Source organism: Micromonospora sp. NPDC049240, from assembly GCF_040647835.1.
Classification (GTDB): Bacteria; Actinomycetota; Actinomycetes; order Mycobacteriales; family Micromonosporaceae; genus Micromonospora.
Map to the genome: position 1 here is coordinate 16,815 of NZ_JBEZCX010000034.1, position 22,275 is coordinate 39,089.

21 protein-coding genes are annotated in these 22,275 nt (G+C 73.9%); 12 read left to right on the top strand and 9 right to left on the bottom strand.

Features of this window, described 5'->3' with window-relative positions; all coding sequences use genetic code 11:
- Positions 1-145: 145 nt before the first annotated feature.
- Positions 146-1,621, bottom strand: coding sequence for an aminopeptidase P family protein (locus tag AB0B02_RS31275; protein WP_281938696.1), 1,476 nt, complete (start codon positions 1,619-1,621; stop codon positions 146-148).
- A 113-nt stretch (positions 1,622-1,734) separates the two neighbouring features.
- Between AB0B02_RS31275 and asnB the strand changes: the two genes are divergently transcribed.
- Positions 1,735-3,696: an asparagine synthase (glutamine-hydrolyzing) gene (gene asnB / locus AB0B02_RS31280; protein WP_281938697.1), complete on the top strand. Its 1,962-nt coding sequence runs from the start codon at positions 1,735-1,737 to the stop codon at positions 3,694-3,696.
- Between the two features lie 56 nt (positions 3,697-3,752).
- Here asnB and AB0B02_RS31285 read toward each other — a convergent pair whose 3' ends face one another.
- The gene (locus tag AB0B02_RS31285; protein ID WP_281939319.1) at positions 3,753-4,895 is read right to left on the bottom strand and encodes a lytic polysaccharide monooxygenase; all 1,143 of its coding nucleotides are present in this window, start codon (positions 4,893-4,895) and stop codon (positions 3,753-3,755) included.
- Between the two features lie 323 nt (positions 4,896-5,218).
- On the opposite strand from AB0B02_RS31285, the gene AB0B02_RS31290 reads away from it, so the two are divergent.
- On the top strand, positions 5,219-6,148 hold the full coding sequence (locus tag AB0B02_RS31290) for a carbohydrate kinase (protein WP_281938698.1): 930 nt from the start codon (positions 5,219-5,221) through the stop codon (positions 6,146-6,148).
- A 78-nt stretch (positions 6,149-6,226) separates the two neighbouring features.
- Here AB0B02_RS31290 and AB0B02_RS31295 read toward each other — a convergent pair whose 3' ends face one another.
- Complete coding sequence (locus AB0B02_RS31295) at positions 6,227-7,450, bottom strand: multidrug effflux MFS transporter (RefSeq protein ID WP_281938700.1); 1,224 nt, start codon at positions 7,448-7,450, stop codon at positions 6,227-6,229.
- Positions 7,451-7,530: 80 nt separating this feature from the next.
- On the opposite strand from AB0B02_RS31295, the gene AB0B02_RS31300 reads away from it, so the two are divergent.
- The gene (locus AB0B02_RS31300) at positions 7,531-7,977 is read left to right on the top strand and encodes a MarR family transcriptional regulator (RefSeq protein WP_281938702.1); all 447 of its coding nucleotides are present in this window, start codon (positions 7,531-7,533) and stop codon (positions 7,975-7,977) included.
- A gap of 113 nt (positions 7,978-8,090) precedes the next feature.
- Here the strand turns inward: AB0B02_RS31300 and AB0B02_RS31305 are convergent, their stop codons facing one another.
- Positions 8,091-8,921: an MBL fold metallo-hydrolase gene (locus AB0B02_RS31305; protein ID WP_357306577.1), complete on the bottom strand. Its 831-nt coding sequence runs from the start codon at positions 8,919-8,921 to the stop codon at positions 8,091-8,093.
- Positions 8,918-9,322 (bottom strand): hotdog domain-containing protein, encoded by a 405-nt coding sequence (locus AB0B02_RS31310; RefSeq protein ID WP_357306580.1) that lies wholly within the window; start codon positions 9,320-9,322, stop codon positions 8,918-8,920. The genes AB0B02_RS31305 and AB0B02_RS31310 overlap by 4 nt, the downstream gene beginning before the upstream one ends.
- A gap of 116 nt (positions 9,323-9,438) precedes the next feature.
- Between AB0B02_RS31310 and AB0B02_RS31315 the strand changes: the two genes are divergently transcribed.
- Positions 9,439-10,497, top strand: a complete 1,059-nt coding sequence (locus tag AB0B02_RS31315) for a phosphatase PAP2 family protein (RefSeq protein WP_281938707.1) — start codon at positions 9,439-9,441, stop codon at positions 10,495-10,497.
- Positions 10,498-10,518: 21 nt separating this feature from the next.
- Here AB0B02_RS31315 and AB0B02_RS31320 read toward each other — a convergent pair whose 3' ends face one another.
- The 3 genes from AB0B02_RS31320 to AB0B02_RS31330 form a co-directional block, all read right to left on the bottom strand.
- A complete protein-coding gene (locus tag AB0B02_RS31320; protein WP_281938709.1) occupies positions 10,519-11,853 on the bottom strand; it encodes a PH domain-containing protein in 1,335 nt (444 codons plus the stop codon).
- A 247-nt stretch (positions 11,854-12,100) separates the two neighbouring features.
- Positions 12,101-12,628 (bottom strand): PH domain-containing protein, encoded by a 528-nt coding sequence (locus tag AB0B02_RS31325; protein ID WP_281938711.1) that lies wholly within the window; start codon positions 12,626-12,628, stop codon positions 12,101-12,103.
- A 52-nt stretch (positions 12,629-12,680) separates the two neighbouring features.
- A complete protein-coding gene (locus tag AB0B02_RS31330) occupies positions 12,681-12,908 on the bottom strand; it encodes a hypothetical protein (RefSeq protein ID WP_357306587.1) in 228 nt (75 codons plus the stop codon).
- 242 nt (positions 12,909-13,150) lie between these two features.
- Between AB0B02_RS31330 and AB0B02_RS31335 the strand changes: the two genes are divergently transcribed.
- The 7 genes from AB0B02_RS31335 to AB0B02_RS31365 all read left to right on the top strand — a co-directional run bounded on the left by AB0B02_RS31335 (position 13,151) and on the right by AB0B02_RS31365 (position 20,190).
- Entirely contained in the window at positions 13,151-14,257 is a 1,107-nt protein-coding gene (locus AB0B02_RS31335; RefSeq protein WP_107156856.1) for a MoxR family ATPase, read from the top strand.
- Positions 14,236-15,195 carry a DUF58 domain-containing protein gene (locus AB0B02_RS31340; protein WP_281938715.1) on the top strand — a complete coding sequence of 320 codons (960 nt, stop codon included), beginning with the start codon at positions 14,236-14,238 and terminating at the stop codon, positions 15,193-15,195. Before AB0B02_RS31335 ends, AB0B02_RS31340 begins: the two co-directional genes overlap by 22 nt.
- Positions 15,192-16,142 carry a VWA domain-containing protein gene (locus AB0B02_RS31345; RefSeq protein ID WP_107156857.1) on the top strand — a complete coding sequence of 317 codons (951 nt, stop codon included), beginning with the start codon at positions 15,192-15,194 and terminating at the stop codon, positions 16,140-16,142. Before AB0B02_RS31340 ends, AB0B02_RS31345 begins: the two co-directional genes overlap by 4 nt.
- A 563-nt stretch (positions 16,143-16,705) precedes the next feature.
- Positions 16,706-17,410, top strand: a complete 705-nt coding sequence (locus AB0B02_RS31350) for a beta-ketoacyl-ACP reductase (RefSeq protein WP_281938718.1) — start codon at positions 16,706-16,708, stop codon at positions 17,408-17,410.
- A 26-nt stretch (positions 17,411-17,436) separates the two neighbouring features.
- A complete protein-coding gene (gene fabI / locus AB0B02_RS31355) occupies positions 17,437-18,204 on the top strand; it encodes an enoyl-ACP reductase FabI (protein WP_107156859.1) in 768 nt (255 codons plus the stop codon).
- Positions 18,205-18,338: 134 nt separating this feature from the next.
- A complete protein-coding gene (locus AB0B02_RS31360; RefSeq protein WP_357306593.1) occupies positions 18,339-19,370 on the top strand; it encodes a ferrochelatase in 1,032 nt (343 codons plus the stop codon).
- A gap of 40 nt (positions 19,371-19,410) precedes the next feature.
- Positions 19,411-20,190 (top strand): HAD-IIA family hydrolase, encoded by a 780-nt coding sequence (locus tag AB0B02_RS31365; RefSeq protein WP_357306597.1) that lies wholly within the window; start codon positions 19,411-19,413, stop codon positions 20,188-20,190.
- Positions 20,191-20,200: 10 nt separating this feature from the next.
- Here the strand turns inward: AB0B02_RS31365 and AB0B02_RS31370 are convergent, their stop codons facing one another.
- Positions 20,201-20,995, bottom strand: a complete 795-nt coding sequence (locus AB0B02_RS31370) for a hypothetical protein (protein WP_107156861.1) — start codon at positions 20,993-20,995, stop codon at positions 20,201-20,203.
- A gap of 163 nt (positions 20,996-21,158) precedes the next feature.
- Between AB0B02_RS31370 and AB0B02_RS31375 the strand changes: the two genes are divergently transcribed.
- Positions 21,159-21,971, top strand: a complete 813-nt coding sequence (locus AB0B02_RS31375) for a DUF3097 domain-containing protein (protein WP_357306602.1) — start codon at positions 21,159-21,161, stop codon at positions 21,969-21,971.
- The last annotated feature ends 304 nt before the right edge of the window (positions 21,972-22,275 follow it).

The window sequence follows — 22,275 nt, forward strand, 5'->3', positions numbered from 1 at the left end:
ACACCGTAGGAGAAGGATCCTCGCGAGAGGCGTGTATCCGAAGAAAGCCCGCATAAAGGTCGTTGAAGGACGGCGGCGACACCAACGGCATCGGCCCCGCGACGCGGCAGGCGTCACGGGGCCGATGAGACGAACGGTCGGTGGATCAGCCCGGCAGGCGCGGGCCCGCCTCGCGCTGCTCGGCCAGCCAGGTCTCCACCTCGCCCGAGGCACGCGGCAGCCCGGCCGAGAGGTTAACCGGGCCGTCGGCGGTGACCAGGATGTCGTCCTCGATCCGGACGCCGATGCCGCGCAGCTCCTCGGGGACCAGCTCGTCCTCCGGCTGGAAGTAGAGACCGGGCTCGACGGTGAGCACGTACCCCTCGCCGAGCGGCCCGTCGCGGTACGTCTCCTTGCGCGCGTTCGCGCAGTCGTGCACGTCGATGCCGAGCATGTGGCTGGTGCCGTGCAGCGTCCAGCGGCGGTAGACCGTCGAGGCCGGATCCATCGCCTCGTCCACGCTCACCGGCAGCAGCCCCAGGTCCTTGAGCGCCTCGGCGAGCACCCGCATCGACGCCAGGTGGACGTCGCGGAACCCCACCCCCGGCTTGCACATGTCGATGCCGGCCTGCTGGGCGGCGTGGACCGCGTCGTAGACCTGACGTTGCAGCGGCGTGAACCGGCCGTCGACCGGCAGCACCCGGGTGACGTCGGCGGTGTAGAGGTTGCGGTTCTCCACGCCCATGTCCATCAGCAGCAGGTCACCCGGGCGGGTGGCGCCGTGGTTGTGCACCCAGTGCAGGATCGTGGCGTGCTCGCCGGCCCCGACGATCGAGCCGTAGCCGACGTCGTTGCCGTCGTGCCGGGCCCGCAGCGCGAACAGCCCCTCCAGCAGCCGCTCGGAGATCGGCCGGTCGGCCGGCAGCGCGCGGGCCACGTCCTCGAAGCCGCGCACCGTGGCGTCGCACGCCTCCTGGAGCTGGGCGATCTCCCACTCGTCCTTGACCAGCTTCAGCTCGGAGATCGCGATGGCCAACTCCCGGTCGCGGCCCGGCTGGCCCTCGGCGCGTGCGCCGTCGTACCGGCGCACGGCGGCGTCCACCCGGGCGTCGAAGCCGCGCAGCACCCGGGTGCGCCCCGGGGCCAGCTCGGCCAGCGCCGCGTCCAGCTCGCTCAGGTCGGCGGTCGGCAGGCCCAGCTCGGTCGACTTCTCGCGCAGCGTCGGCCGGCGACCCACCCACAGCTCACCGTGCCGGCTGCGGAAGAACTCGTCGGTCACCCGGGACGACCGGGGCCGCATGTAGAGCGTGGCCTCGCCGCCCGGCCGCAGCACGAGGACGCTGTCGGGCTCCAGGTCGCCGGTCAGGTACGCGAAGTCGCTGCCCGGCCGGAACCGGTGCTCGGTGTCGTTGGCGCGGACCTTCTCGTTGCCGGTGGGGATGACGAGCGTCTCGCCCGGGAACGCCTCGGCCAGCGCGGCCCGTCGTTTGGCGTGGTTGGGCACCTCCGGGCGGGGTGCGACCGGCAGTTCGGTGTCCCGCCAGCCCTGCCGCATGAACGTCAGGAACGCCTCCGGGAAGTCGGGGTCGTGCGACTCCGTGCCGTCCGCCGCTTTGCCCTGTTGCGTCCGCTCCTCGGTCATGATCCGCCCCTCCCTGAGCCCCATCGCTGGTCCCGACGGTACCGCGCACACGTCAGCGGGGAGTGCCTGCGGTGCCGCGACGGCGGCTTCCGGCGCGTGGAAAGATGGCCGGCATGTGCGGACTCCTGGCCTTCTTCAGCGCGCGCGGTGACGCCGCCGCCCACCGCGACAACATCGCCGGCGCACTGGAGTGCCTGCACCACCGTGGCCCGGACGAGACCGGGGTCGAGGTGGTCGGCGACGCCTCCGGCCGGTACGCGGACGGTGTGTTCGCGCACAAGCGGCTGGCGATCATCGACGTGGCGCTCAGCCACGAACCCCTGCCCTACGCGGGCGGTCGTTACCTGCTCACGTTCAACGGCGAGATCTACAACTACATCGAGCTGCGCGACGAGCTGATCCGCGACTACGGCGCCCAGTTCGCCACCAACGGCGACGGCGAGGTGATCGTCGCCGGCTACCACTACTGGGGTGAGCGGGTGCTCACCAAGCTGCGCGGCATGTTCGCGTTCGTGATCTGGGACCGGCAGGAGCGGCGAGCCTTCGGCGCCCGCGACTACTTCGGCATCAAGCCGCTGCACTACCTCCAGACCGCCGACGGCCTCTACCTCGCCTCGGAGAAGAAGGCGCTGCTGCCGTTCGCGCACTCCGCCTACCAGGGCGACGCCGGGATCGACACGGCGAACCTGAGCCACTACCTGACCCTCCAGTACGTCCCGGAGCCGGGCACGCTGCACAAGGGGATCAGCCGGATCGGGTCGGGGGAGTACCTCACCTGGACCCCGGACGGCCGGATCGACGTGCGCCGCTGGTACCGGCCGGTGTTCCGCCCGGCCCCGGTGACCGACGAGCAGAAGCTCTACCACGAGATCCGGGAGACGCTGCGGGAGAGCGTCCGGATGCACATGCGCTCGGACGTGCCGGTCGGCTCGTTCCTGTCCAGCGGCATCGACTCCACCGCCGTGGTGGCGCTGGCCCGCGAGTTCAACCCGAACATCCTCACCTTCACGGTCGGGTACGACGTGCCCGGCTACTCCGAGATCGACGTGGCCCAGGACTCGGCCCGGCACCTCGACGTGACCACCATCCCGACCAAGATCGGGCCGCAGGACATGATCGACGCGTTGCCGAAGATCGTCTGGCACCTGGACGACCCGGTGGCCGACCCGGCCCTGGTGCCGCTCTACTTCGTGGCGAAGAAGGCCGCCGAGCACGTCACCGTGGTGCTCTCCGGCGAGGGCGCGGACGAGTTCTTCGGCGGCTACACGATCTATCGGGAACCGCTCTCGCTCAGCTCGGTCAACGGTCTCCCGGACGGCGTGCAGAAGGGCCTGCGGGCCGTCTCCAAGGCCATCCCGCAGGGCGTCAAGGGCAAGAGCTTCCTGGAGCGCGGCACCACGCCGATCGAGCAGCGCTACTACGGCAACGCCCGGATGTTCACCGAGGAGGAGAAGCAGCACCTGCTGCGCCGGTACGACCCGTCGGTGCGCTACACCGACGTGACCGCGCCGATCTACGCCGAGTGCACCGAGCTGGACGACGTCACCAAGATGCAGTACGTCGACCTCTACACCTGGCTGCGCGGCGACATCCTGGTCAAGGCGGACCGGATCTCGATGGCGCACTCGCTGGAGGTCCGGGTGCCGTTCCTGGACCGGGAGGTGTTCAACGTCGCCGCCGGCATCCCGGTCGACCTGAAGCTGCCGCCGCGCTCCGAGGCCACCAAGTACGCCATGCGCCAGGCGTTGCAGGGCGTCGTGCCGCCGGCCATCGTCAACCGCAAGAAGCTGGGCTTCCCCACCCCGACCCGGGTCTGGCTGCGCGGCGAGATGTACGAGTGGGCCCGGCACGTGCTGGCCACCTCCGGTGCGGGCGACCTGATCGACCTGTCGTACGCGATGCGCCTGCTCGACGAGCACAAGCGGGAGGAGGCCGACCACTCCCGCAAGGTGTGGACCGTGCTGATCTTCTGCGTCTGGCACGCGATCTTCGTGGCGAAGACGCTCGACCCGGGCATCCAGCGCAACCAGTCGGCGCTGCTCACCAAGCCGGTCGTGGGCAGCATGGTCCGCTGATGCGGGCGTGACGAAGGGCCCCCGGCGCGCTGCCGGGGGCCCTTCTCAGTGCGATGTCACCGGCCGGTACAGGTGACCGTGGGCAGGGTGTTCTGGCCCGAGAAGTTCGCGGTGAAGCCGAACGTGGTGGTGCCCTCCGGCGCGACACTGCCGTTGTACGCGGCGTTGGTGACCGTCACCGACGCCCCGCTGCCGCTCAGCGTGCCGTTCCACACCTGGTTGATGGTCTGGCCGCTGGGCCAGGTCCAGCTCGCGGTCCACCCGCTGTACGTGCGGGTGCTGTGGTTCATGATCATGACCTCGCCCTGGAAGCCACCGCCCCAGGCGCTGACCACCTTGTAGACCGCCATGCAGTTGCCGGCCGGCATGGTCGGCGTCGGCGTGGGGCCGGTCGGCGTCGGCGTCGGCGTCGGGCTGGTGGGCGTCGGCGTCGGGTTGGTCGGGGTCGGGGTCGGGCTGGTCGGCGTCGGCGTGGGGTTGTTGCCCGAGCCGATGCCGGTCACCTCGCCGTTGCCGCCGTCGAACGTCACGTCCGAGCAGCCGAAGAAGTTCTCCTGGCTGTCCGAGCGGACCCACCGCGAGTAGATGATGTGCCGGCCGCTCTTGTTGCTCGGCAGCGTGCCGTTGAAGTAGTAGTGCCCGTCGTTGGTGCCGACCGCGCCGCTCTGCGGCGGGTTGGTCACCTGGAGGAACGGCTGCTCCTCCAGGTCGCTCCAGGCCAGCGCCCGGGTCGGGCTCCAACTGTCCTTGGTGACGTAGAAGTAGAACGTGCCCGGGTGGTGCGCCCAGTTGCTGTAGCGGAACTCCATCGACCGCCCGGCCGTCAGGTGCGTGATCGGCCAGTCGTTGCGGGCCGCGTCGTAGCCGCTGAAGTTCGGGTTGCCGCCGCTGCACAGCTTGCCGTCGGGGATGAACCCGGTGGTCCGGCCGCCCGCGTCGGAGCGCAGCACGCTGAACCAGTTGTAGAGCGAGTTCGCCCCGTTCTGGGCGACCGCCGCCGAGCAGGCGGGGTTGTTCGGCCGGATCTCACCGGTGCCGGTGAGGCCGTCCTTCCAACACAGGTAGGTGCGGGCGCCCGGCGTCATCGCCGCGCCGTGCGCGGCGGCCGGGTCGGGCCCGCTGGCCAGGGCGAACGCGCCCACGGCCAGGGTGAGGGCCGCGGTGACGAGCGCGGCCGTACGGGATCGGTGCACGGGGATCTCCTGACTCGCGGAGCGGCCCACCCTCGGCCTGCCCCGCTGCGACGAGCGGATGCGACGATCGCGGTGCCCGCGCCCGGCGGTCGGCGTGCGGCCGGGGCCGTCGGGGAACGCGCACTGCCTGCGGTCCGTGCCACGGACCGCGGATGCCCCTCGCGTCGGCTCGACCCGGCGGCGCGGCAGCCCACCGCGCCCTCCCGTCAGCGCAATCCCATCACGTCCGACCGCCGCATGCAATAGCCGCCGGTCGATGCGTCGGGGTTCCGTCGCGCCGGTTCCCGGCATGCGCCAGGATCGGGGGAGGACAACCGGGAGGAGCAGGCATGGGGTACGCGGTGGTGCTCGGCGAGGCGCTCGTCGACCTGCTCGACGCCGAGCACGACGGGGCGCCCGTCTACCGGCAGGCGGTCGGCGGCGGGCCGCTCAACGTGTCGGTGGCGATCGCCCGGCTCGGCGGGGACGTGCAGTTCGTCGGGTCGCTCGGCGACGACGCGCTCGCCGGCCGGGTCCGCGCCTTCCTCACCGACGCCGGGGTGGGCGTGGCCGGGGCGGTGACCGTGCCGGCCCCGACCGCGCTGGCCGTGGCCACCTTCGCCGGCCCCGAGCCGGAGTTCCGCTTCTACGGCGAGCCGCGCTCGTACGCCCTGCTCGGCCCGGACGACCTCGACGTGGCCCTGGTCGAGGGCGCGGACGTGCTCTACTGCGGCTCGATCGTGCTGCTCGACCCGCCGGTGCTGGCCGCCGCGCGTCGGGCCTGGTCGATCGCCGGCGGGCTGCGCGTGTTCGACCCGAACGTGCGCCCGAGCCTGCTCACCGCGCCCGGCGCGCTGGACGGGCTGCGCGGGGTGGTCGCCGAGTTCGCCGCCGCGGCGCACCTCGTGAAGCTGAGCAGCGCGGACGCCCGGGTGCTCTATCCGGACGAGCCGGTCGAGGGCGTCGCCGCGTACCTGCGGGAGTTGGGCGCGACCACCGTCGTGGTCACGCTCGGCGCGGACGGCGCGCTGGTCGCCGCCGCCGACGAGGTGGTGCGTGTGCCCGCGCCGACTGTCGACGCGGTGGACGCCACCGGCGCCGGTGACTCGGTGATGGGCGCGCTGGTGGCGGAGCTGCTCGCCGCCGGCGAGCCGGCCGACGCGCGCGGCTGGCGCGACCGGGTCGCCTTCGCCCTACGGGTCGCCGGGCTGGTCTGCGAGTCCCCCGGCGGCGCCACCGCCATGCCCACCCGCGCCGCCGTCACCGCCCGCTTCGCGTGAAAGGCGGGGCCCCCGGTTAACGCCTCCGGTAGAGGCGGGGGCCCCTGTTAACGCCGGCTGGGCGGCCCGCGCCGGAGATCAGCGGGGGCGGGCGAGCGCGCGGACGGCCAGCAGGGCGAGTGCGGCGGCGCCGGTCAGGACCACGGCCATCGGGAGGGCGCTGCCCTCGCCACCGAGACCGACCAGGGGCGCGGCGAGCGCGCCGACCACCGACTGGATGCCGCCCATCAGCGCGGCGGCGGTGCCGGCGTGCCGGGCGTGCGCGTCCAGCGCCAGCGCGGTGCTGTTCGGCATCACCATGCCCAGCGACCCGACGAACACGAACAGCGCCACCGCGGTGCCGGCGAGGCTGCCGGTGAGCGCGCCGGTCAGCACGCCGAGCGCGGCGACCAGGCTGACCGCGAGCGTGGTGACCAGCAGCCGGCGCGGGCTGAACCGGTCGAGCAGCCGGGCGTTCGCCTGCCCGGTGGCGATCAGCGCGAGCGAGTTGACGCCGAAGACCACGGCGAACCCGACCGCCGAGACGCCGAAGACGTCCTGGAACACGAACGACGACCCCGAGATGTACGCGAACAGGCCGGCGAACGCGAAGCCCTGGGTCAGCGCGTACCCGAGGTAGACCCGGTCACCGGCCAGCGCGCGCATGGTCCGCGCGGTGGCGGCGAGGCCGCCGGTGCTGCGGCGCTCGGCCGGCAGCGTCTCCGGCAGGCGCAGCGCGACCGCCACGGCGAGCACCGCCCCGATGACGGCCAGGGTGAGGAAGACCGCCCGCCAAGAGCCGAACCGCAGCACCAGGCTGCCGACGCTCGGCGCGGCCACCGGCGCCACCCCGAAGACCAGGGTGAGCCGGGAGAAGTACTTCGCGGCGTCCCGACCGGCGTAGAGGTCACGGACGACCGCGCGGGCCACCACGATGCCCGTACCGCCGGCCAGCCCCTGGGCGAACCGCGCGGCGGCCAGCAGCGGGGCGCTCGGCGCCGCGGCGCAGGCCAGCGCCAGCACGGCGTACGCGACGACGCCGACCAGGACCGGCCGGCGTCGCCCCCAGCGGTCGCTGAGCGGGCCGGTGACCAGTTGACCGAGCGCCAGGCCGATCAGGCAGGTGGTCAACGAGAGTTGGATGCCGGCCTGGTCGGCGTCGAGTTCGCGGGTCATCGCCGGGAACGCCGGGAGGTACATGTCCAGCGAGAGCGGGCCGATCGCGGTGAGCGTGCCGAGCAGCACCAGCAGGCTCACGCCGCCGCCCCGTCCGGCGGGTCGGTCGACGGGTGGGCGCGCGGCGGGCCGCACGGTCTGGTGCACGAGAGGTCCCCCTGGATCCGGTGGTCCGGGTTACCTTAGCTCTGTAGTCAGAACTGTTGCGATGTGAAGCAGGTGACCCGGTGGCGGGCGACGAGGAGATCGCGCGGTTCGGCGCGGGGCTGGGGGAGCTGCACCGGCTGCTGCGCCGCCGGACCGTCGCCCGCGCCGACCGGGAGCCGCTGCCCGAGGCGCAGGTGGAGGTGCTCCTGCTGGTCCGGGCCACGCCGGGGATCAGCGGCAAGGAGGTGGCCCGGCGGCTCGGCACCGCGCCGAACACGGTCAGCACACTGGTCCGCGACCTCACCGACGCCGGGCTGCTGGTCCGCGACCGCGACCCCGCCGACCGCCGGGTGATCCGGCTGCGCCTCACCGAGGCCGCCCGTCGACGGATGGCCGACCACGAGGTCCACCGCGCCGCGCTGCTCGCCGAGGCGCTCGCCGAGCTGGACCCGGTGGCCCGGACTGCCGTGCTGGCCGCCGCCCCGCACCTCGACGCGCTGCTCATCGCGCTGCGCGCCCGCCCCTGACCGGGGCCGGGGAACGGGGATCGGCGGACCGCCTCCGGCCGTGCCGTCGAGACCAGGCCGAGCCGGGCGGCGATCAGGCCGTGCCGTCGAGACCAGGCCGAGCCGGGCGGCGATCAGGCCGTGCCGTCGAGTTCGGCGTAGCCGCGCCGCGCCGCGATCAGGCCGGGCCGGGCGCCGAACGGCGACTCCGCCGCCACCCGCTCCGGCGGGGCGCTGCCGGTGTGACCGGCCCGGATCAGCCACGCCTGCCGGGCGAGCTGGGCGTGCTGCTCGCGCACGAACGCCACGTCGACCGGCTCGCCGTGACCCGGGACCACCACGGTGGCCGGCGTGGTCAGCCGCAGCAGGTCGGCCACCGCGTCCGGCCACCGCAACGGGTACGACTCCTCGAACGCCGGCGGCCCGCTCTGCTCCACCAGGTCGCCCGCCACCAGCACGTCCGCGTCCGGCACGTGCACCACCAGATCGGCGTCGGTGTGCCCGTGCCCGGGATGGCGCAGCACCACCCGCCGCCCGCCGACGTCCAGCACCGTCTCCTCGCGGACCTCGTGCGTCGGCGTCCGCAGCTCGGTGCGCGCCAGCTCCTCGGCCAACGCCGGCTGCTCGGCGCGCATCTCCTCGTACGCCGCCCGGCGCAGCGCGTCGGGCTGGTCGCGCAACGCCGCGACGGCCTGGGCGTGCGCGTACACCTCGGTGCCCGGCTCGGCGGCCAGCGTGGCGTTGCCGAAGCAGTGGTCGAAGTGGTGATGGGTGTTGACGATCACCCACGGGTGCGGCGTCACCACCCGGGCGGCCGACGCCAGCTCCCGCGCCTGCCCGGCGGTGGAGAGCGTGTCCACCAGCAGCGCGGCGCCGTCGCCGACCACCAGCACCACGTTGACCCGCAGCAGCGGCTCGCGCAGCAGGTGCACACCGGCGGCGATCTCGGTGAAGCGGACGGTCACGGCGTGCGCCCGGCCCGCTCGACGAAGCGCCGCCGGTCGACGAGCGCCCGCTCCACCCGCCCCTGCGCGGCCACCGCGGGCCCGTCCGTGACGGTCACCTCGAAGACCAGTCGGCGGCCGTCCACCTTCACCAGCTCGGCGTGCGCGGACACGGTCCGCCCGACCGGGGTGGCCGTCCGGTGCTCCAGCTCGACCCGGACGCCGACCGTGGTCGACCCGGCCGGCAGCCGGGCCGCGACGGCCGCCACGGTCGCCGCCTCGGCCAGCGCCACCACCCGGGGCGTGCCGAGCACCGGCACGTCCCCCGAACCCACCGCCTCGGCGGTGTCCGCGTCCGTGACGGTCAGCTCGACGCGGGCGGTCAGGCCCGGTGCGAAGGGCGACTCCGACTGCTCCTGCATGCGGCCGAGCCTAGTGCAGCGCGGTCGGAGTCGTACCGCGTCCGGGTGACGGCCCGGACCGTTCCCCGGACGGTCGGCGTCGGCCGGCCGGACGCCCGCCGTTAACCTTGTCGGCGATGGCCGTGCTGACAGATCCCCCGCCCCCCGCCCCCGCCGGACCCACCGCCTCCCCCGACGGCGGGCGCCGTCGCGTGATCGCGATGGCTGTCTGGAGCGTCGCCTTCGTCGTCACCTGGCTCGCCATCGGCCTGCCCACCGACCCGGCGTACGCGTTCCTCTGGATCTGGGCCGGCACCGTCGCGTGGAACTCGAACCGCCCGTGGCGCAGCCACCTGCGCTTCGCCCGGGACTGGATCCCGGTGGTGCTGCTGCTCGCCGCGTACAATCTGTCCCGCGGGTTCGCCGACAACGGCGCGACCCCGCACGCCATGGAGCTGATCGTCGCCGACCGGTTCCTGACCGGATGGGCCACCGGCGGTGAGGTGCCGACCGTCTGGCTCCAGCAGCGCCTCTACGACCCGAGCCAGGTGCGCTGGTGGGACGTGCTGGTGAGCTGGATCTACTTCTCGCACTTCGTGGCCACGCTGGCCGCCGCCGCGGTGCTCTGGATGCGCAACCGGCAGCGCTGGATCGGGTACATGACCCGGTGGGGCTTCCTGTGCGCGGCCGGGCTGGTCACCTACTTCGTCTATCCGGCTGCCCCGCCGTGGTGGGCGGCCCAGAACGGGCTGCTGACCGAGGTCGCCCGGATCTCCACCCGGGGCTGGAAGGAGATCGGCATGCACGGCGCGGGCAACCTGCTCAACGCCGGGCAGATCGCCTCCAACCCGGTGGCCGCCATGCCGTCGCTGCACACCGCGTTCGCGCTGTTCGTGGTGCTGTTCTTCCTCCGCTCGGTGCGCAAGCGGTGGTGGCCGCTGCTGCTGGCGTACCCGCTGGCCATGACGTTCACGCTGATGTACAGCGGCGAGCACTACCTGATCGACGTGCTGGTCGGCTGGGCGTACGTGGGGATGACGTTCCTCGTGGTCGGCCTGGCCGAGCGCTGGTGGCGGGCCCGACGGGCCCGCCGGGACGGGACGCCGGCCGCCGTGACCGGCGTCACCGCGCCGGCCGCCGGCCCGGACACCACCCTCGCCGCCGACCAGGACGCGGTGCCCGCCGACCGCCGCTGAGCGGCCCCGGGCGCCGCCGGGTCAGCGGCTCCGGTCGGCCGAGCGCGCGGCCTGCGCCCGCGCGGTCAGTTCCGCGGCCAGCTCCCACGCGTCGGCCAGGTCCCGGTCGACCGCCGCCGCGCCCGCCCCACCGGCGGTGTCCGCGTGCACGGTGGCCAGCCGCAGCCGTCGCTGCGCCGGCCCCTGGGTGACCCGCACGCTCTGGATCCGGGCGTACGGCACCAGCGTCACCGAGCGCGTCAGCAACCCGGACCGGGCCACGAAGACCCGCTCGTCGAGCCCGACGCCGACCACCGCCCGACTCAGCGGGCGCAGCCAGCGGGCCCGGCGCGGCGGCGGCGTGCCGGGCAGCGCGTCCAGCCGCACGCCGGGCAGCACCTCGGCCACCACCCGCTCGCCGGTGCCGGCGTCGCCGACCGGCAGCAGCCGGTCCGGGCGGTTCCGGTCGTCCGGCTCGCCGGCCGAGTAGCCGGCCACCTCCAGCCGCAGCCGCAACCAGCCCTTCATCCGCCAGAGCAGCGGCCAGGTCACCCCGACGGTCTGCACCCGGTGCAGCGGCACGGTCTGCACCCGCGTCTCCAGCAGCCCGTTGTGCACCCGGAGCGTGTCGCCGTCGGCGTCCAGCCGGAAGCTCCAGTCGTCGAGCACCCGGCGGACCGGTTGCAGCAGCACGCCGGCCATCGCGGTCAGCGTGCTGGCCACCGCGATGAACGACCAGGAACCCTCGGACAGGAACTGCGCCACCACGAACGCCAGACCGAACGGCAGCAGGAACGCCTGCGGCGTGAGCAACTGGCTGACCAGCAGATCCTGATTGCGTACGGCGTGCAGCCGCCGGCCGGCCGGGGCAGGGGTGGATGGCGCGCCGACCGTGGCCGGCGCGGACGCCGGGGCGCGGCCGGCCACGGCGAGCAGCCGCTGGCGCAGCGCGGCGGCCTCGGCCACCCCGAGGTACGCCAGCGGCGCCTCGGTCTTGCCGCCGCCGACCACCTCCAGCCGCAGCTCCGCCAGCCCGGTGAGCTGGGCCAGCAGCGGCCGGACCACCTCCACCGCCTGCAACCGCTCCAGCGGGATGGCCCGGGTACGCCGCCACAGCAGCCCCTCGTACACCCGCAGCTCCCGGCCGACCACGTGGTAACCGGTGTTCCACCAGCTCACCACGGACAGCACGGTGGCGCCGAGGACGAAGACCGCGACCAGCGCGGCGAACCAGCCGAACCCGACCCGGGACAGGGTCGACCAGGAGAGCCCGGCGATCACCACGACCAGCGACTTCGCGCCGTGCAGCGCGGGACTCAACGGGTGCAGCCGCTGTCGCGGCTCCGTCTCGCCCGGCGGCCCCCACGGCGCCGGCACCCACGCTCCGGGAGGCGGCGGCACCGGCCCGGACCCGGGGCCCGGCGCCGGCTGCGGACCCGCCCCGGGCCACGGACCCGGAGCAGGCCCGGGTGCTGGGGCGGGGCCGGGCGGTGGGGTGGACGGCGGACCGTGGACCGGCGGTGGCGGCCACTGCTGCCCGTCCGTCACGGCTCGCTCCTCGCGCTCGCGGTGCCGTCCTTCGTTCGCGACTGCGGGGCTCGCAGGACCGGCTCGCTCCTCGCGCTCACAGGCCCTCCGCCCGGTCCTCGCCCAGCGCGGTGAGCCGGTCGCGCAGCCGCGACGCCTCGGCCGGCCGCAGGCCGGGCACCCGGGCGTCGCTGGCCGCCGCGGCGGTGTGCAACTGCACGGTGGCCAGGTCGAAGGCGCGCTCCAGCGGACCGGCGCTCACGTCGACGAACTGCATCCGCGAATACGGGACGATGGAGAGCCGCCGCACCAGCAGGCCGTGGCGCACCAGCAGGTCGTCGGCGCGCTCGGCGTACCCCCAGGCCCGCACCGCGCGCACGATGGTGACCACCCGCCACGCGGACAGCAGCAGCGCCACCGCGACGGCGGCGCCCAGCAGCCAGTGCCCGGAGAGCGCCCAGGCCGTGCCGAGCACCACGAGCGCCACGGCGAGACCGATGCCGAGCCGGATCAGCTCCACCCAGATCAGGTCGCGGGAGATCGGCTGCCAGCGGACCGTGTCCGGCCAGGGCTCCAACGGGCCGGGCGGGGACGCCGGCCGGCCGGCGTGGCCGTCGGCGCTCACCGGGGGGAACCGCCGCGTCCACCGGCGGCGCGGAATCCGATCGTCTGCGCGCTCACGCTTCGAGCGTAGGCGATCCGGGCAGCGGCACCACCTCGCGCAGGAAGCCGCGCGCGTCGAGGAAGTCACCCAGCGAGGCGCGGTGCGCCGGGCAGGCCAGCCAGGTCTTGCGCCGGTCGGGCGCGTGCAGGCGGGGGTTACGCCAGCGCAACTGGAACACCGCGGGGGCGCGACACCCCCGCGCCGAGCAGATCGGCGCGTCATCAGGGTGGGGAGTGGTCACCGGGGCGAGTCTAGAGCCGCACACCGGGGAGTTTTAGCGCCGGGCGGCCACGGGGGGAGCCGCCCGGCGACGGGGTGAATCGTACACGCGCCGGACCCCTTGTTGTCCACCCGTGTTCAGCGTTTTCCACCGGACTCCGACGGCGTGGCGAAAATCGTGCCTCTCCCACCCTCGGCTCTCAGCAAGGCATGACAGTCTTGACACGCACCACGCCGCGACGACTACCCAGCTGTGGAGGACCGGTGGCCCAGCCGACCACGCCCGACGTGCCGAACCCGACCGAGGCGACGCCGGACCCGCCGCCCCCGGCCGTCACCACCCCGGCGCAGGACGCCACGCTGCTGGAACGCGCGTTGTTCGAGATCAAACGGGTGATCGTCGGGCAGGACCGGATGGTCGAGCGGATGTTCGTCGCGCTGCTGGCCCGGGGGCACTGCCTGCTGGAGGGGGTGCCCGGCGTGGCCAAGACGCTCGCCGTGGAGACGCTCGCCCGGGTCGTCGGCGGGTCCTTCGCCCGCGTCCAGTTCACCCCCGACCTGGTGCCCGCCGACATCATGGGCACCCGGATCTACCGGCAGTCCAGCGAGAAGTTCGACGTCGAGCTGGGCCCGGTCTTCGTCAACTTCCTGCTCGCCGACGAGATCAACCGGGCGCCGGCGAAGGTGCAGTCGGCGCTGCTCGAGGTGATGAGCGAACGGCAGGTCTCCATCGGCGGTGAGTCGCACCGGGTGCCCGACCCGTTCCTGGTGATGGCCACCCAGAACCCGATCGAGCAGGAGGGCGTCTACCCGCTGCCGGAGGCGCAGCGGGACCGGTTCCTGATGAAGATCGTGGTGGGCTACCCGACCGACGCCGAGGAGCGGGAGATCGTCTACCGGATGGGCGTGGCCCCGCCCGAGCCGGCCCGGGTGTTCGACACCCCCGACCTGATCGCGCTCCAGCGCAAGGCCGACCAGGTCTTCGTGCACAACGCGCTCGTCGACTACGCGGTCCGGCTGGTGCTGGCCACCCGCGCCCCGGCCGAGCACGGGATGCCCGACGTGGCCCAGCTCATCCAGTACGGCGCCAGCCCGCGCGCCTCGCTCGGCCTGGTCCGGGCCACCCGTGCGCTGGCGCTGCTGCGCGGCCGGGACTACGCGCTGCCGCAGGACGTGCAGGACATCGCGCCGGACATCCTGCGCCACCGGCTGGTGCTCAGCTACGACGCGCTCGCCGACGACGTGCCGGCCGACCACATCGTGCACCGGGTGATGTCGACCATCCCGCTGCCCGCGGTGGCCCCCCGTCAGCAGGCCACACCACCGCCACCGGCCGTGCCGCACAACGGGTGGCCCGGGCAGCGCCCGTGACGCCGCCCACCCGGCTGCCGGCCGCCGGCGAGCGCTCCGGCGCCGTGCTGGCCCGGCTCCAGCTCATGGTCACCCGCAAGCTGGACGGGCTGCTCCAGGGCGACTACGCCGGCCTGCTGCCCGGCCCGGGCAGCGAGGCGGGGGAGTCCCGGGAGTACCGGCCCGGCGACGACGTGCGCCGGATGGACTGGCCGGTGACCGCCCGCACCACCATGCCGCACGTGCGGCGTACGGTGGCCGACCGCGAACTGGAGACGTGGCTGGCGGTCGACCTCTCCGCCAGCCTCGACTTCGGCACCGGGCGGTGGCTCAAGCGGGACGTGGCGGTCGCCGCGGTGGCCGCGCTGGCCCACCTCACCGTGCGCGGTGGCAACCGGATCGGCGCGGTGGTCGGCACCGGCGCGACCACCGGTGCGCCGGGGACGCTGCTGCGGCTGCCCGCCCGGGGCGGACGCAAGGAGGCGCAGGGGCTGCTGCGCGCCGTCGCCGGCACCGAGATCCGCCCCGGGCGCAGCGACCTCGGCGCGCTGGTGGACGCGCTCAACCGGCCGCCCCGGCGGCGCGGCGTGGCGGTGGTGATCTCCGACTTCCTGTCACCGCCGGCGCAGTGGGGCCGGCCGCTGCGTAAGCTGCGGGTCCGCCACGACGTGCTGGCCGTCGAGGTGGTCGACCCGAGGGAACTCGAACTGCCCGACGTGGGGGTGCTGCCGGTGGTCGATCCGGAGACCGGGGAGCTGCACGAGGTGCAGACCGCCGATCCGGGACTGCGCCGCCGGTACGCCGAGGCGGCGGCCGCCCAGCGCGGGGCGATCGCCGCCGAGATGCGCGCCGCCGGCGCGGCCCACCTGCGCCTGCGTACCGACCGAGACTGGCTGCTGGACATGGTGCGTTTCGTCGCCGCGCAGCGGCACGCCCGTACCCGAGGGACGACCCGATGATCCGTTTTCTGCAACCGTGGTGGCTGCTGGCCGTGCTGCCGGTGCTGGCGCTCGCCGCCGCGTACGTCTGGCGGCAGTTGCACCGCCGGCAGTACGCGCTGCGCTTCACCACCGTCGACCTGCTGCGTACCGTCGCGCCCAAGGGGCTCGGCTGGCGGCGACACGCGGCGGCGACCGCGTTCCTGCTCTGCCTGCTGGTGTTGGCGACCGGGCTGGCCCGGCCGGCGATCGACACCCGGGAGCCGCTGGAACGGGCGACCGTGATGCTCGCCATCGACGTGTCGCTGTCCATGCAGGCCGACGACGTGGCGCCGAACCGGCTGGAGGCCGCGCAGGAGGCGGCCAAGCAGTTCGTCGGCGAGCTGCCGGAGAGCTACAACCTGGGCCTGGTCTCGTTCGCCAAGTCGGCGAACGTGCTGGTGCCGCCCACCAAGGACCGGGGCGCGGTGACCACCGCCATCGACGGGCTGGTGCTGGCCGAGGCGACCGCCACCGGGGAGGCGGTGTTCACCTGCCTGGAGGCGATCCGGTCGGTGCCGGCCGACGGCGCCGCCGGCATCCCGCCGGCCCGGATCGTGCTGCTCTCCGACGGCTACCGCACGTCGGGCCGCTCGGTGGAGGAGGCGGCCGCGGCGGCGCAGGCGGCCAACGTGCCGGTCTCCACCATCGCGTTCGGCACCGACTCCGGCCAGGTGGACATCGGCGGCCAGCTCCAGCGGGTGCCGGTGGACCGCAGCGCGCTGTCCCAGCTCGCGGAGACCACCCAGGGCTTCTTCTACGAGGCCGCCTCGGTGAGCGAGCTGAAGCAGGTCTACCAGGACATGGGCAGCTCGATCGGCTACCGCACCGAGCCGCGCGAGGTCACCCAGTGGTACGCGGGCGTCGCGTTGCTGCTGGCGCTCTGCGCCGGGGCGCTGAGCCTGCTGTGGACGTCCCGGCTGATCTGAGCCGGGCCGGGCCGGGCCGGCGGTGGTCAGTGACCGCCGCCGGCCAGTACGAACAGGACGGCCACCCAGACGGCGGCGAGGGTGAAGCCCAGCGGTGCGGCGTAACGGCTCATGGTTGTGCTCCGTGGCGACTTCGGCCCGGTGAGGCGGGCCGTGCGGGGGACCGGGAGGGACACACACGAAGTCGTGACCGGGTGCTCCGCCGCGCGGCAGCGCCACCCCCGGCGGTGGAACGCCGGAGAGCGGGTGCGGTGCGGAGGGCGGGAAGCGGGTCAGCCGCGTCGACCGAGCCGTGGCTCAGCGGGGCTGACGGTGGGCCCGGCCACGACTAGGAGGATCGCTATCTCGCACAGCGATCACCTCCTGCGGTCGGCGGAGCCCGGAGCGCGGGCGCAGACCGGCCCGCAGACAGTGATCAGCGTACACCGGGGGTGGCGGTGTCGCGCGCCGGGCCGGGCGGGAGGACACGGCCGGCCGCTGAGCTGGGCGGGTTAGCGCTTACCTGTCGGTAACCCCTAGGCTCGCCACCGACCGAGAGATCAGACCGAGATTCAGGGGGACCCGTGGCCCGTACCGTGCTGGTGACCGGCGGAAACCGCGGCATCGGTCTGGCCATCGCGCAGGCCTTCGCCAAGCAGGGTGACCGGGTGGCGGTGACCCACCGGAGCGGGGACGCGCCGGAGGGGCTGTTCGGGGTGCGGTGCGACGTGACCGACGCCGAGTCGGTGGACGCCGCGTTCGCCACGGTGGAGGCCGAGCTGGGCCCGGTGGAGGTGCTGGTCGCCAACGCCGGCATCACCGACGACACGCTGATCATGCGGATGTCCGACGAGCAGTTCACCCGCGTGCTCGACACCAATCTGGCCGGCTCCTTCCGGGTCGCCAAGCGGGCCTCGACGAAGATGCTCCGGGCCAAGTGGGGCCGGATGATCTTCATCTCCTCGGTGGTCGGCCTCTACGGCGGCGCCGGCCAGGTCAACTACGCCGCTAGCAAGGCCGGCCTGGTGGGGGTGGCCCGCTCGATCACCCGTGAGCTGGGCGGGCGCAACATCACCGCGAACGTGGTGGCGCCCGGCTTCATCGACACCGACATGACCGCGGCGCTGCCCGAGGAGCGCCGCACCGAATACCGCAAGGCCATCCCGGCCGGCCGGTTCGCCCAGCCGGCGGAGGTGGCCGACGTGGTCACCTGGCTGGCCTCGGACGCGGCCGGGTACATCTCCGGCGCCGTCATCCCGGTCGACGGCGGCCTGGGCATGGGTCACTGACTGACGAGAGCACGGAGGAATTGCGCATGTCCGGACTCCTGGCCGGTAAGCGGCTGCTGGTCACCGGCGTCATCACCGACGCCTCGATCGCGTTCTCCGTGGCGAAGCTCGCCCAGGAGAACGGCGCCCAGGTCGTGCTCACCGGCTTCGGCCGCCTCTCCCTGGTGGAGCGGATCGCCAAGCGGCTGCCCGAGCCGGCGCCGGTGATCGAGCTGGACGTCAGCAACGACGAGCACCTGGCCGGGCTGGCCGACAAGGTGCGCGAGCACGTCGACGGCCTGGACGGGGTGGTGCACTCGATCGGGTTCGCGCCGCAGAGCTGCCTCGGCGGCGGGTTCCTCGACGCGCCGTGGGCCGACGTGGCGACCGCGTTGCAGGTCTCCACGTTCTCCTACAAGTCCCTCGCCATGGCGGCGTTGCCGCTGATGTCCGCCGGCGGCGCCGTGGTCGGCCTCACCTTCGACGCCACCAAGGCCTGGCCGGTCTACGACTGGATGGGCGTGGCCAAGGCCGGGCTGGAGTCCGCCTCCCGCTACCTGGCGTTGCACCTGGGCAAGCAGGGCATCCGCAGCAACCTGGTGGCCGCCGGCCCGCTGCGCACCATGGCCGCCAAGTCGATCCCCGGGTTCAGCCAGTTCGAGGACGCCTGGTCCGAGCGCGCGCCGCTGGGCTGGGACCTGTCCGACTCCGAGCCGGCCGCCCGGGCCTGCCTGGCGTTGCTGTCCGACTGGTTCCCGGCCACCACCGGCGAGATCGTGCACGTCGACGGCGGCTACCACGCCCTCGGCGCCTGAGCGGAAAGGAAGGGCCCCTTCTTAACGCCTGAGGCATAGGAAGGGGCCCCGCTTAACACCGACTCCCCGGGTCGTTACCGCGCTGAGCAGGGGGCGTCGCACGCGCGTCACGGCGGGCGGGGAAGAATGGGGCCATGGCGTACGACGCGTTGGTGCTGGTCTCCTTCGGTGGCCCGGAGCGGCCCGAGGACGTGCTTCCCTTCCTTCAGAACGTGACCCGCGGGCGGGGGGTGCCGCCGGAGCGGCTGGCCGAGGTCGCCGAGCACTACCTGCACTTCGGTGGCGTGTCCCCGATCAACCAGCAGTGCCGCGACCTGCTGGCGGCGATCCGGGCGGACTTCGCCGCCAACGGCGTCGACCTGCCGGTCTACTGGGGCAACCGCAACTGGGACCCGATGCTCGCCGACACGGTGGCGCAGATGCGCGACGACGGGATCACCCGGGCGCTGGCGTTCGTCACCAGCGCGTACGGCGGCTACTCCTCCTGCCGGCAGTACCAGGAGGACATCGCGTCGGCGCGGGCCGCGGTCGGTTCGGATGCGCCGCTGATCGAGAAGCTGCGCCAGTTCTGGGACCATCCGGGTTTCGTCGAGCCGCACGTCGACGCGGTCCGCGCCGCGCTGGCCCAGCTCGACCCGGCCCGGCGGGACAGCACCCGGCTGGTGTTCACCGCGCACTCGATCCCGGCCTCGGCGGCCGCCACCGCAGGCCCGCACGGCGGCCGGTACACCGCCCAGATGGAAGAGACCGCCCGGCTGGTGCACGCCGCCGCCGCGCCCGACCTGGCGTACGACCTGGTCTGGCAGAGCCGGTCCGGCCCGCCGCAGGTGCCGTGGCTGGAGCCGGACGTCAACGACCACCTGACCGGCCTGGCCGAGCAGGGCGTGACCGCTGTGGTGGTGAGCCCGATCGGGTTCGTCTCCGACCACCTGGAGGTGGTCTGGGACCTGGACACCGAGGCGCTGGAGACGGCCAAGCAGCTCGGCCTGGACTTCGTCCGCGCCGGCACTCCGGGCACCGACCCGCGCTTCGTGGCGATGGTCCGGGAGCTGGTCCTGGAGCGCACTGCCCCGGACGGGGAGCGGCTGCGCCGCCGGCTCGGCGAGTTGCCGGCCTGGGACACCTGCCCGGCGCTGTGCTGCGTGCCCTCGGCCCGCCGGCCCTGAGCCCGACCGACCACCGACACACCCCTGGGGACGACACGAGATGCATGACCGCAAGCCGGTGCAGAGCTGGCTCACCGACATGGACGGCGTGCTGGTGCACGAGGGGCAGCCGGTGCCCGGCGCTCCGGAGTTCGTCAAGAAGCTGCGCGCCTCGGGCAAGCCGTTCCTGGTGCTGACGAACAACTCCATCTACACCCCGCGCGACCTCCAGGCCCGGCTGGCCCGGATGGGGCTGGACGTGCCGGAGGAGGCGATCTGGTCGTCCGCGCTGGCCACCGCCCAGTTCCTGGCCGACCAGCGGCCGGGCGGGACCGCGTACGTGATCGGCGAGGCCGGCCTGACCACGGCGTTGCACGCGGTGGGATACGTGCTCAGCGACTTCGCCCCGGACTACGTGGTGCTCGGGGAGACCCGCACCTACAGCTTCGAGGCGATCACCAAGGCGATCCGGCTGATCGACGACGGCGCGCGGTTCATCTGCACCAACCCGGACGCCACCGGCCCGTCGGTCGAGGGGGCCCTGCCGGCGGCCGGCTCGGTGGCCGCGATGATCTCCAAGGCGACCGGCGTGGAGCCCTACTTCGTCGGCAAACCCAACCCGATGATGATGCGCTCCGCGTTGAACACCATCGACGCCCACTCGGAGTCGACCGCGATGATCGGCGACCGGATGGACACCGACATCCTGTGCGGGCTGGAGGCCGGGCTGGAGACCATCCTGGTGCTCACCGGCATCAGCACCCGGGCCGAGGCGGAACGCTATCCCTACCGACCGTCCCGGATCGTCGACTCGGTGGCCGACCTGATCGACGAGGTCTGAGCCGGCGGGCCTAGAGCCGCAGCGGGGCGTTGCAGGCGGCCACCAGCGCCTGCCGGCAGGCGGTGGTCAGCGGTCGGAGCGCCGCGTCCCGCTGCTGCGCCTCGTGGGTGTTCACCGCGCCGCCCGGGGCGCTCTCGCCGGCCAGGGCGAGCACCCGGTCCAGCACGGCGGCGCGGGCGAACAGCCGGCGGGACCGTGGGTCGAAGCCGGGTGGCAGGTCGGTGGCGCCGTCGGGGCGACGCAGTGCGGCGAGCGCGCCGGCCAGCTCGGGCCGCCACTGGGCGACGTCCAGCCGGGTCAGTGCCGCGGTCGTCTCGGCCAGCGCGGTGGCCAGTTCGGCTTCGGCCTCCGCCGCGCCCGGCGCGGTCAGGGACGCCTTCGGCGCGTCCGGCGGCAGCGCGTGGACCCGCCACAGCACCGTCTCCCAGGTCATCCCGGAGCCGGAGGTGTGCGTGCGGACCTCCGGCACCAGCCCGAGCCCGCTGGCCACCACCGCCTCGCCGGCCAGCAGCGCCGCCCCGGCGAACGCGCCGGGCCCGGGCAGCCCGCGCGGGTCGCCCGGTGCGGGCAGGACCAGGCGGATCTCGTCCGGGGAGTGCTTGGCCAGGCTCGGCAGCGCCTCCCGCAGCGACACGTCGGTCCAGGTGCCGGGCGCGTCCGCGACGAGGTGTTCCTCGTCACCGGCGATGGCGTCGGCGACCTCGTCGAACGGCACCAGGCCGGCGCGCCAGGCGCGTACCCAGGCGACGAACCGGCTTGACCGGCGCGCAGCCAGCGTGGCCGCGCCCGTTGCGGGGGAGGACATGCGGAAAGGGTACGTGGTGGCCGCCGCCGCTGTCTCGGCTGCCGCACGGGTGGCGTGGCCTGCCCCCAACTACCCCGTTCGCACCGTTTCGTACGCCCTCGGGTGGTGCCCGGGCCGGCGCGTCGGCGGGCGACCCGCCGGCCCGATGACTAGCGTGATCGCCATGGCGGGGCGATACGACGGGGACGTGCTGGCGGGCGACTGGCGGAGGCGGAAGGTGACCCCCGAGGTCGACGCCGAGCCCGACCTGGTGGTCGAGGACGCCGACTCCGGGTTCTGCGGCGCGGTGGTCGGTTTCGACTCGGGCGCCGTGGTGCTGGAGGACCGGCACGGTCGGCGGCGCAACTTCCCGCTGCTGCCCGCCGCGTTCCTGCTCGACGGCCGGCCGGTCACGCTACGCCGCCCGGCTCGCGCCCCGGTCCCGGCCGCCCGGCGTCGGACGGCCTCCGGCTCGGTCGCCGTGGACGGCGTGCGGGCGCAGGTCGCCAAGGCCAGCCGGATCTGGGTGGAGGGTGTGCACGACGCCGCGCTCGTCGAGCGGATCTGGGGCGACGACCTGCGCATCGAGGGCGTGGTGGTGGAGCCGCTCGACGGCATCGACGCGCTCGCCGACGAGGTGCGCACGTTCGCGCCCGGGCCGGGCCGGCGGCTCGGGGTGCTTGTCGACCACCTCGTCCCCGGTTCGAAGGAGAGCCGGATCGTGGCCCGGGTGACCTCACCCCACGTGCTGGTCACCGGTCACCCCTACGTGGACGTGTGGCAGGCGGTGCGGCCGGCGGCGCTGGGCATCGCGGCGTGGCCGGTGGTGCCGCCCGGGCAGCCCTGGAAGGAGGGCGTCTGCGCCGCGCTCGGGGTGGCCGAGCCGGCCGACATGTGGCGGCACATCCTGTCCCGGGTGGACAGTTTCGCGGACGTGGAGACGCCGTTGATCAACGCGATGGAGCGGTTGATCGATTTCGTCACCTCGCCTGAGTAGTGGTTGCGGTTGAGGGCCGGGCGCGACCGTGCCCGGCTCCGGGCGGTCAGGCTTGATCCCTGCGCCGGGCACGGTCGCCCCCGGCCCCGTCGTACGCCGGATTCGTGGCTCGGTTCCGGTGCGGGGTGGGGCTGTCGGGGCGCTACGAAGTTGATGGCGTGGACGGGTCGGGGGGTGAGTCGTCCATGTACTCAAGTTGGTAGGCGCCCGGGGATGCTCCTATGGAAGTCAAGGGGTGTTGAGGGTGGTGAAGTCAGCGAGGAGGGCGGTGTGGACCTCGCGGACGATGTAGCGCTTGAGGCAG

Excerpts from the sequence above, each read along its gene's own strand:
- AB0B02_RS31275 (WP_281938696.1), bottom strand. The coding sequence starts at position 1,621 with ATGACCGAGGAGCGGACGCAACAGGGCAAAGCGGCGGACGGCACGGAG.
- asnB (WP_281938697.1), top strand. The coding sequence starts at position 1,735 with ATGTGCGGACTCCTGGCCTTCTTCAGCGCGCGCGGTGACGCCGCCGCC.
- AB0B02_RS31290 (WP_281938698.1), top strand. The coding sequence starts at position 5,219 with ATGGGGTACGCGGTGGTGCTCGGCGAGGCGCTCGTCGACCTGCTCGAC.
- AB0B02_RS31310 (WP_357306580.1), bottom strand. The coding sequence starts at position 9,322 with ATGCAGGAGCAGTCGGAGTCGCCCTTCGCACCGGGCCTGACCGCCCGC.
- AB0B02_RS31315 (WP_281938707.1), top strand. The coding sequence starts at position 9,439 with ATGGCCGTGCTGACAGATCCCCCGCCCCCCGCCCCCGCCGGACCCACC.
- AB0B02_RS31345 (WP_107156857.1), top strand. The coding sequence starts at position 15,192 with ATGATCCGTTTTCTGCAACCGTGGTGGCTGCTGGCCGTGCTGCCGGTG.
- fabI (WP_107156859.1), top strand. The coding sequence starts at position 17,437 with ATGTCCGGACTCCTGGCCGGTAAGCGGCTGCTGGTCACCGGCGTCATC.
- AB0B02_RS31360 (WP_357306593.1), top strand. The coding sequence starts at position 18,339 with ATGGCGTACGACGCGTTGGTGCTGGTCTCCTTCGGTGGCCCGGAGCGG.
- AB0B02_RS31365 (WP_357306597.1), top strand. The coding sequence starts at position 19,411 with ATGCATGACCGCAAGCCGGTGCAGAGCTGGCTCACCGACATGGACGGC.
- AB0B02_RS31370 (WP_107156861.1), bottom strand. The coding sequence starts at position 20,995 with ATGTCCTCCCCCGCAACGGGCGCGGCCACGCTGGCTGCGCGCCGGTCA.
- AB0B02_RS31375 (WP_357306602.1), top strand. The coding sequence starts at position 21,159 with ATGGCGGGGCGATACGACGGGGACGTGCTGGCGGGCGACTGGCGGAGG.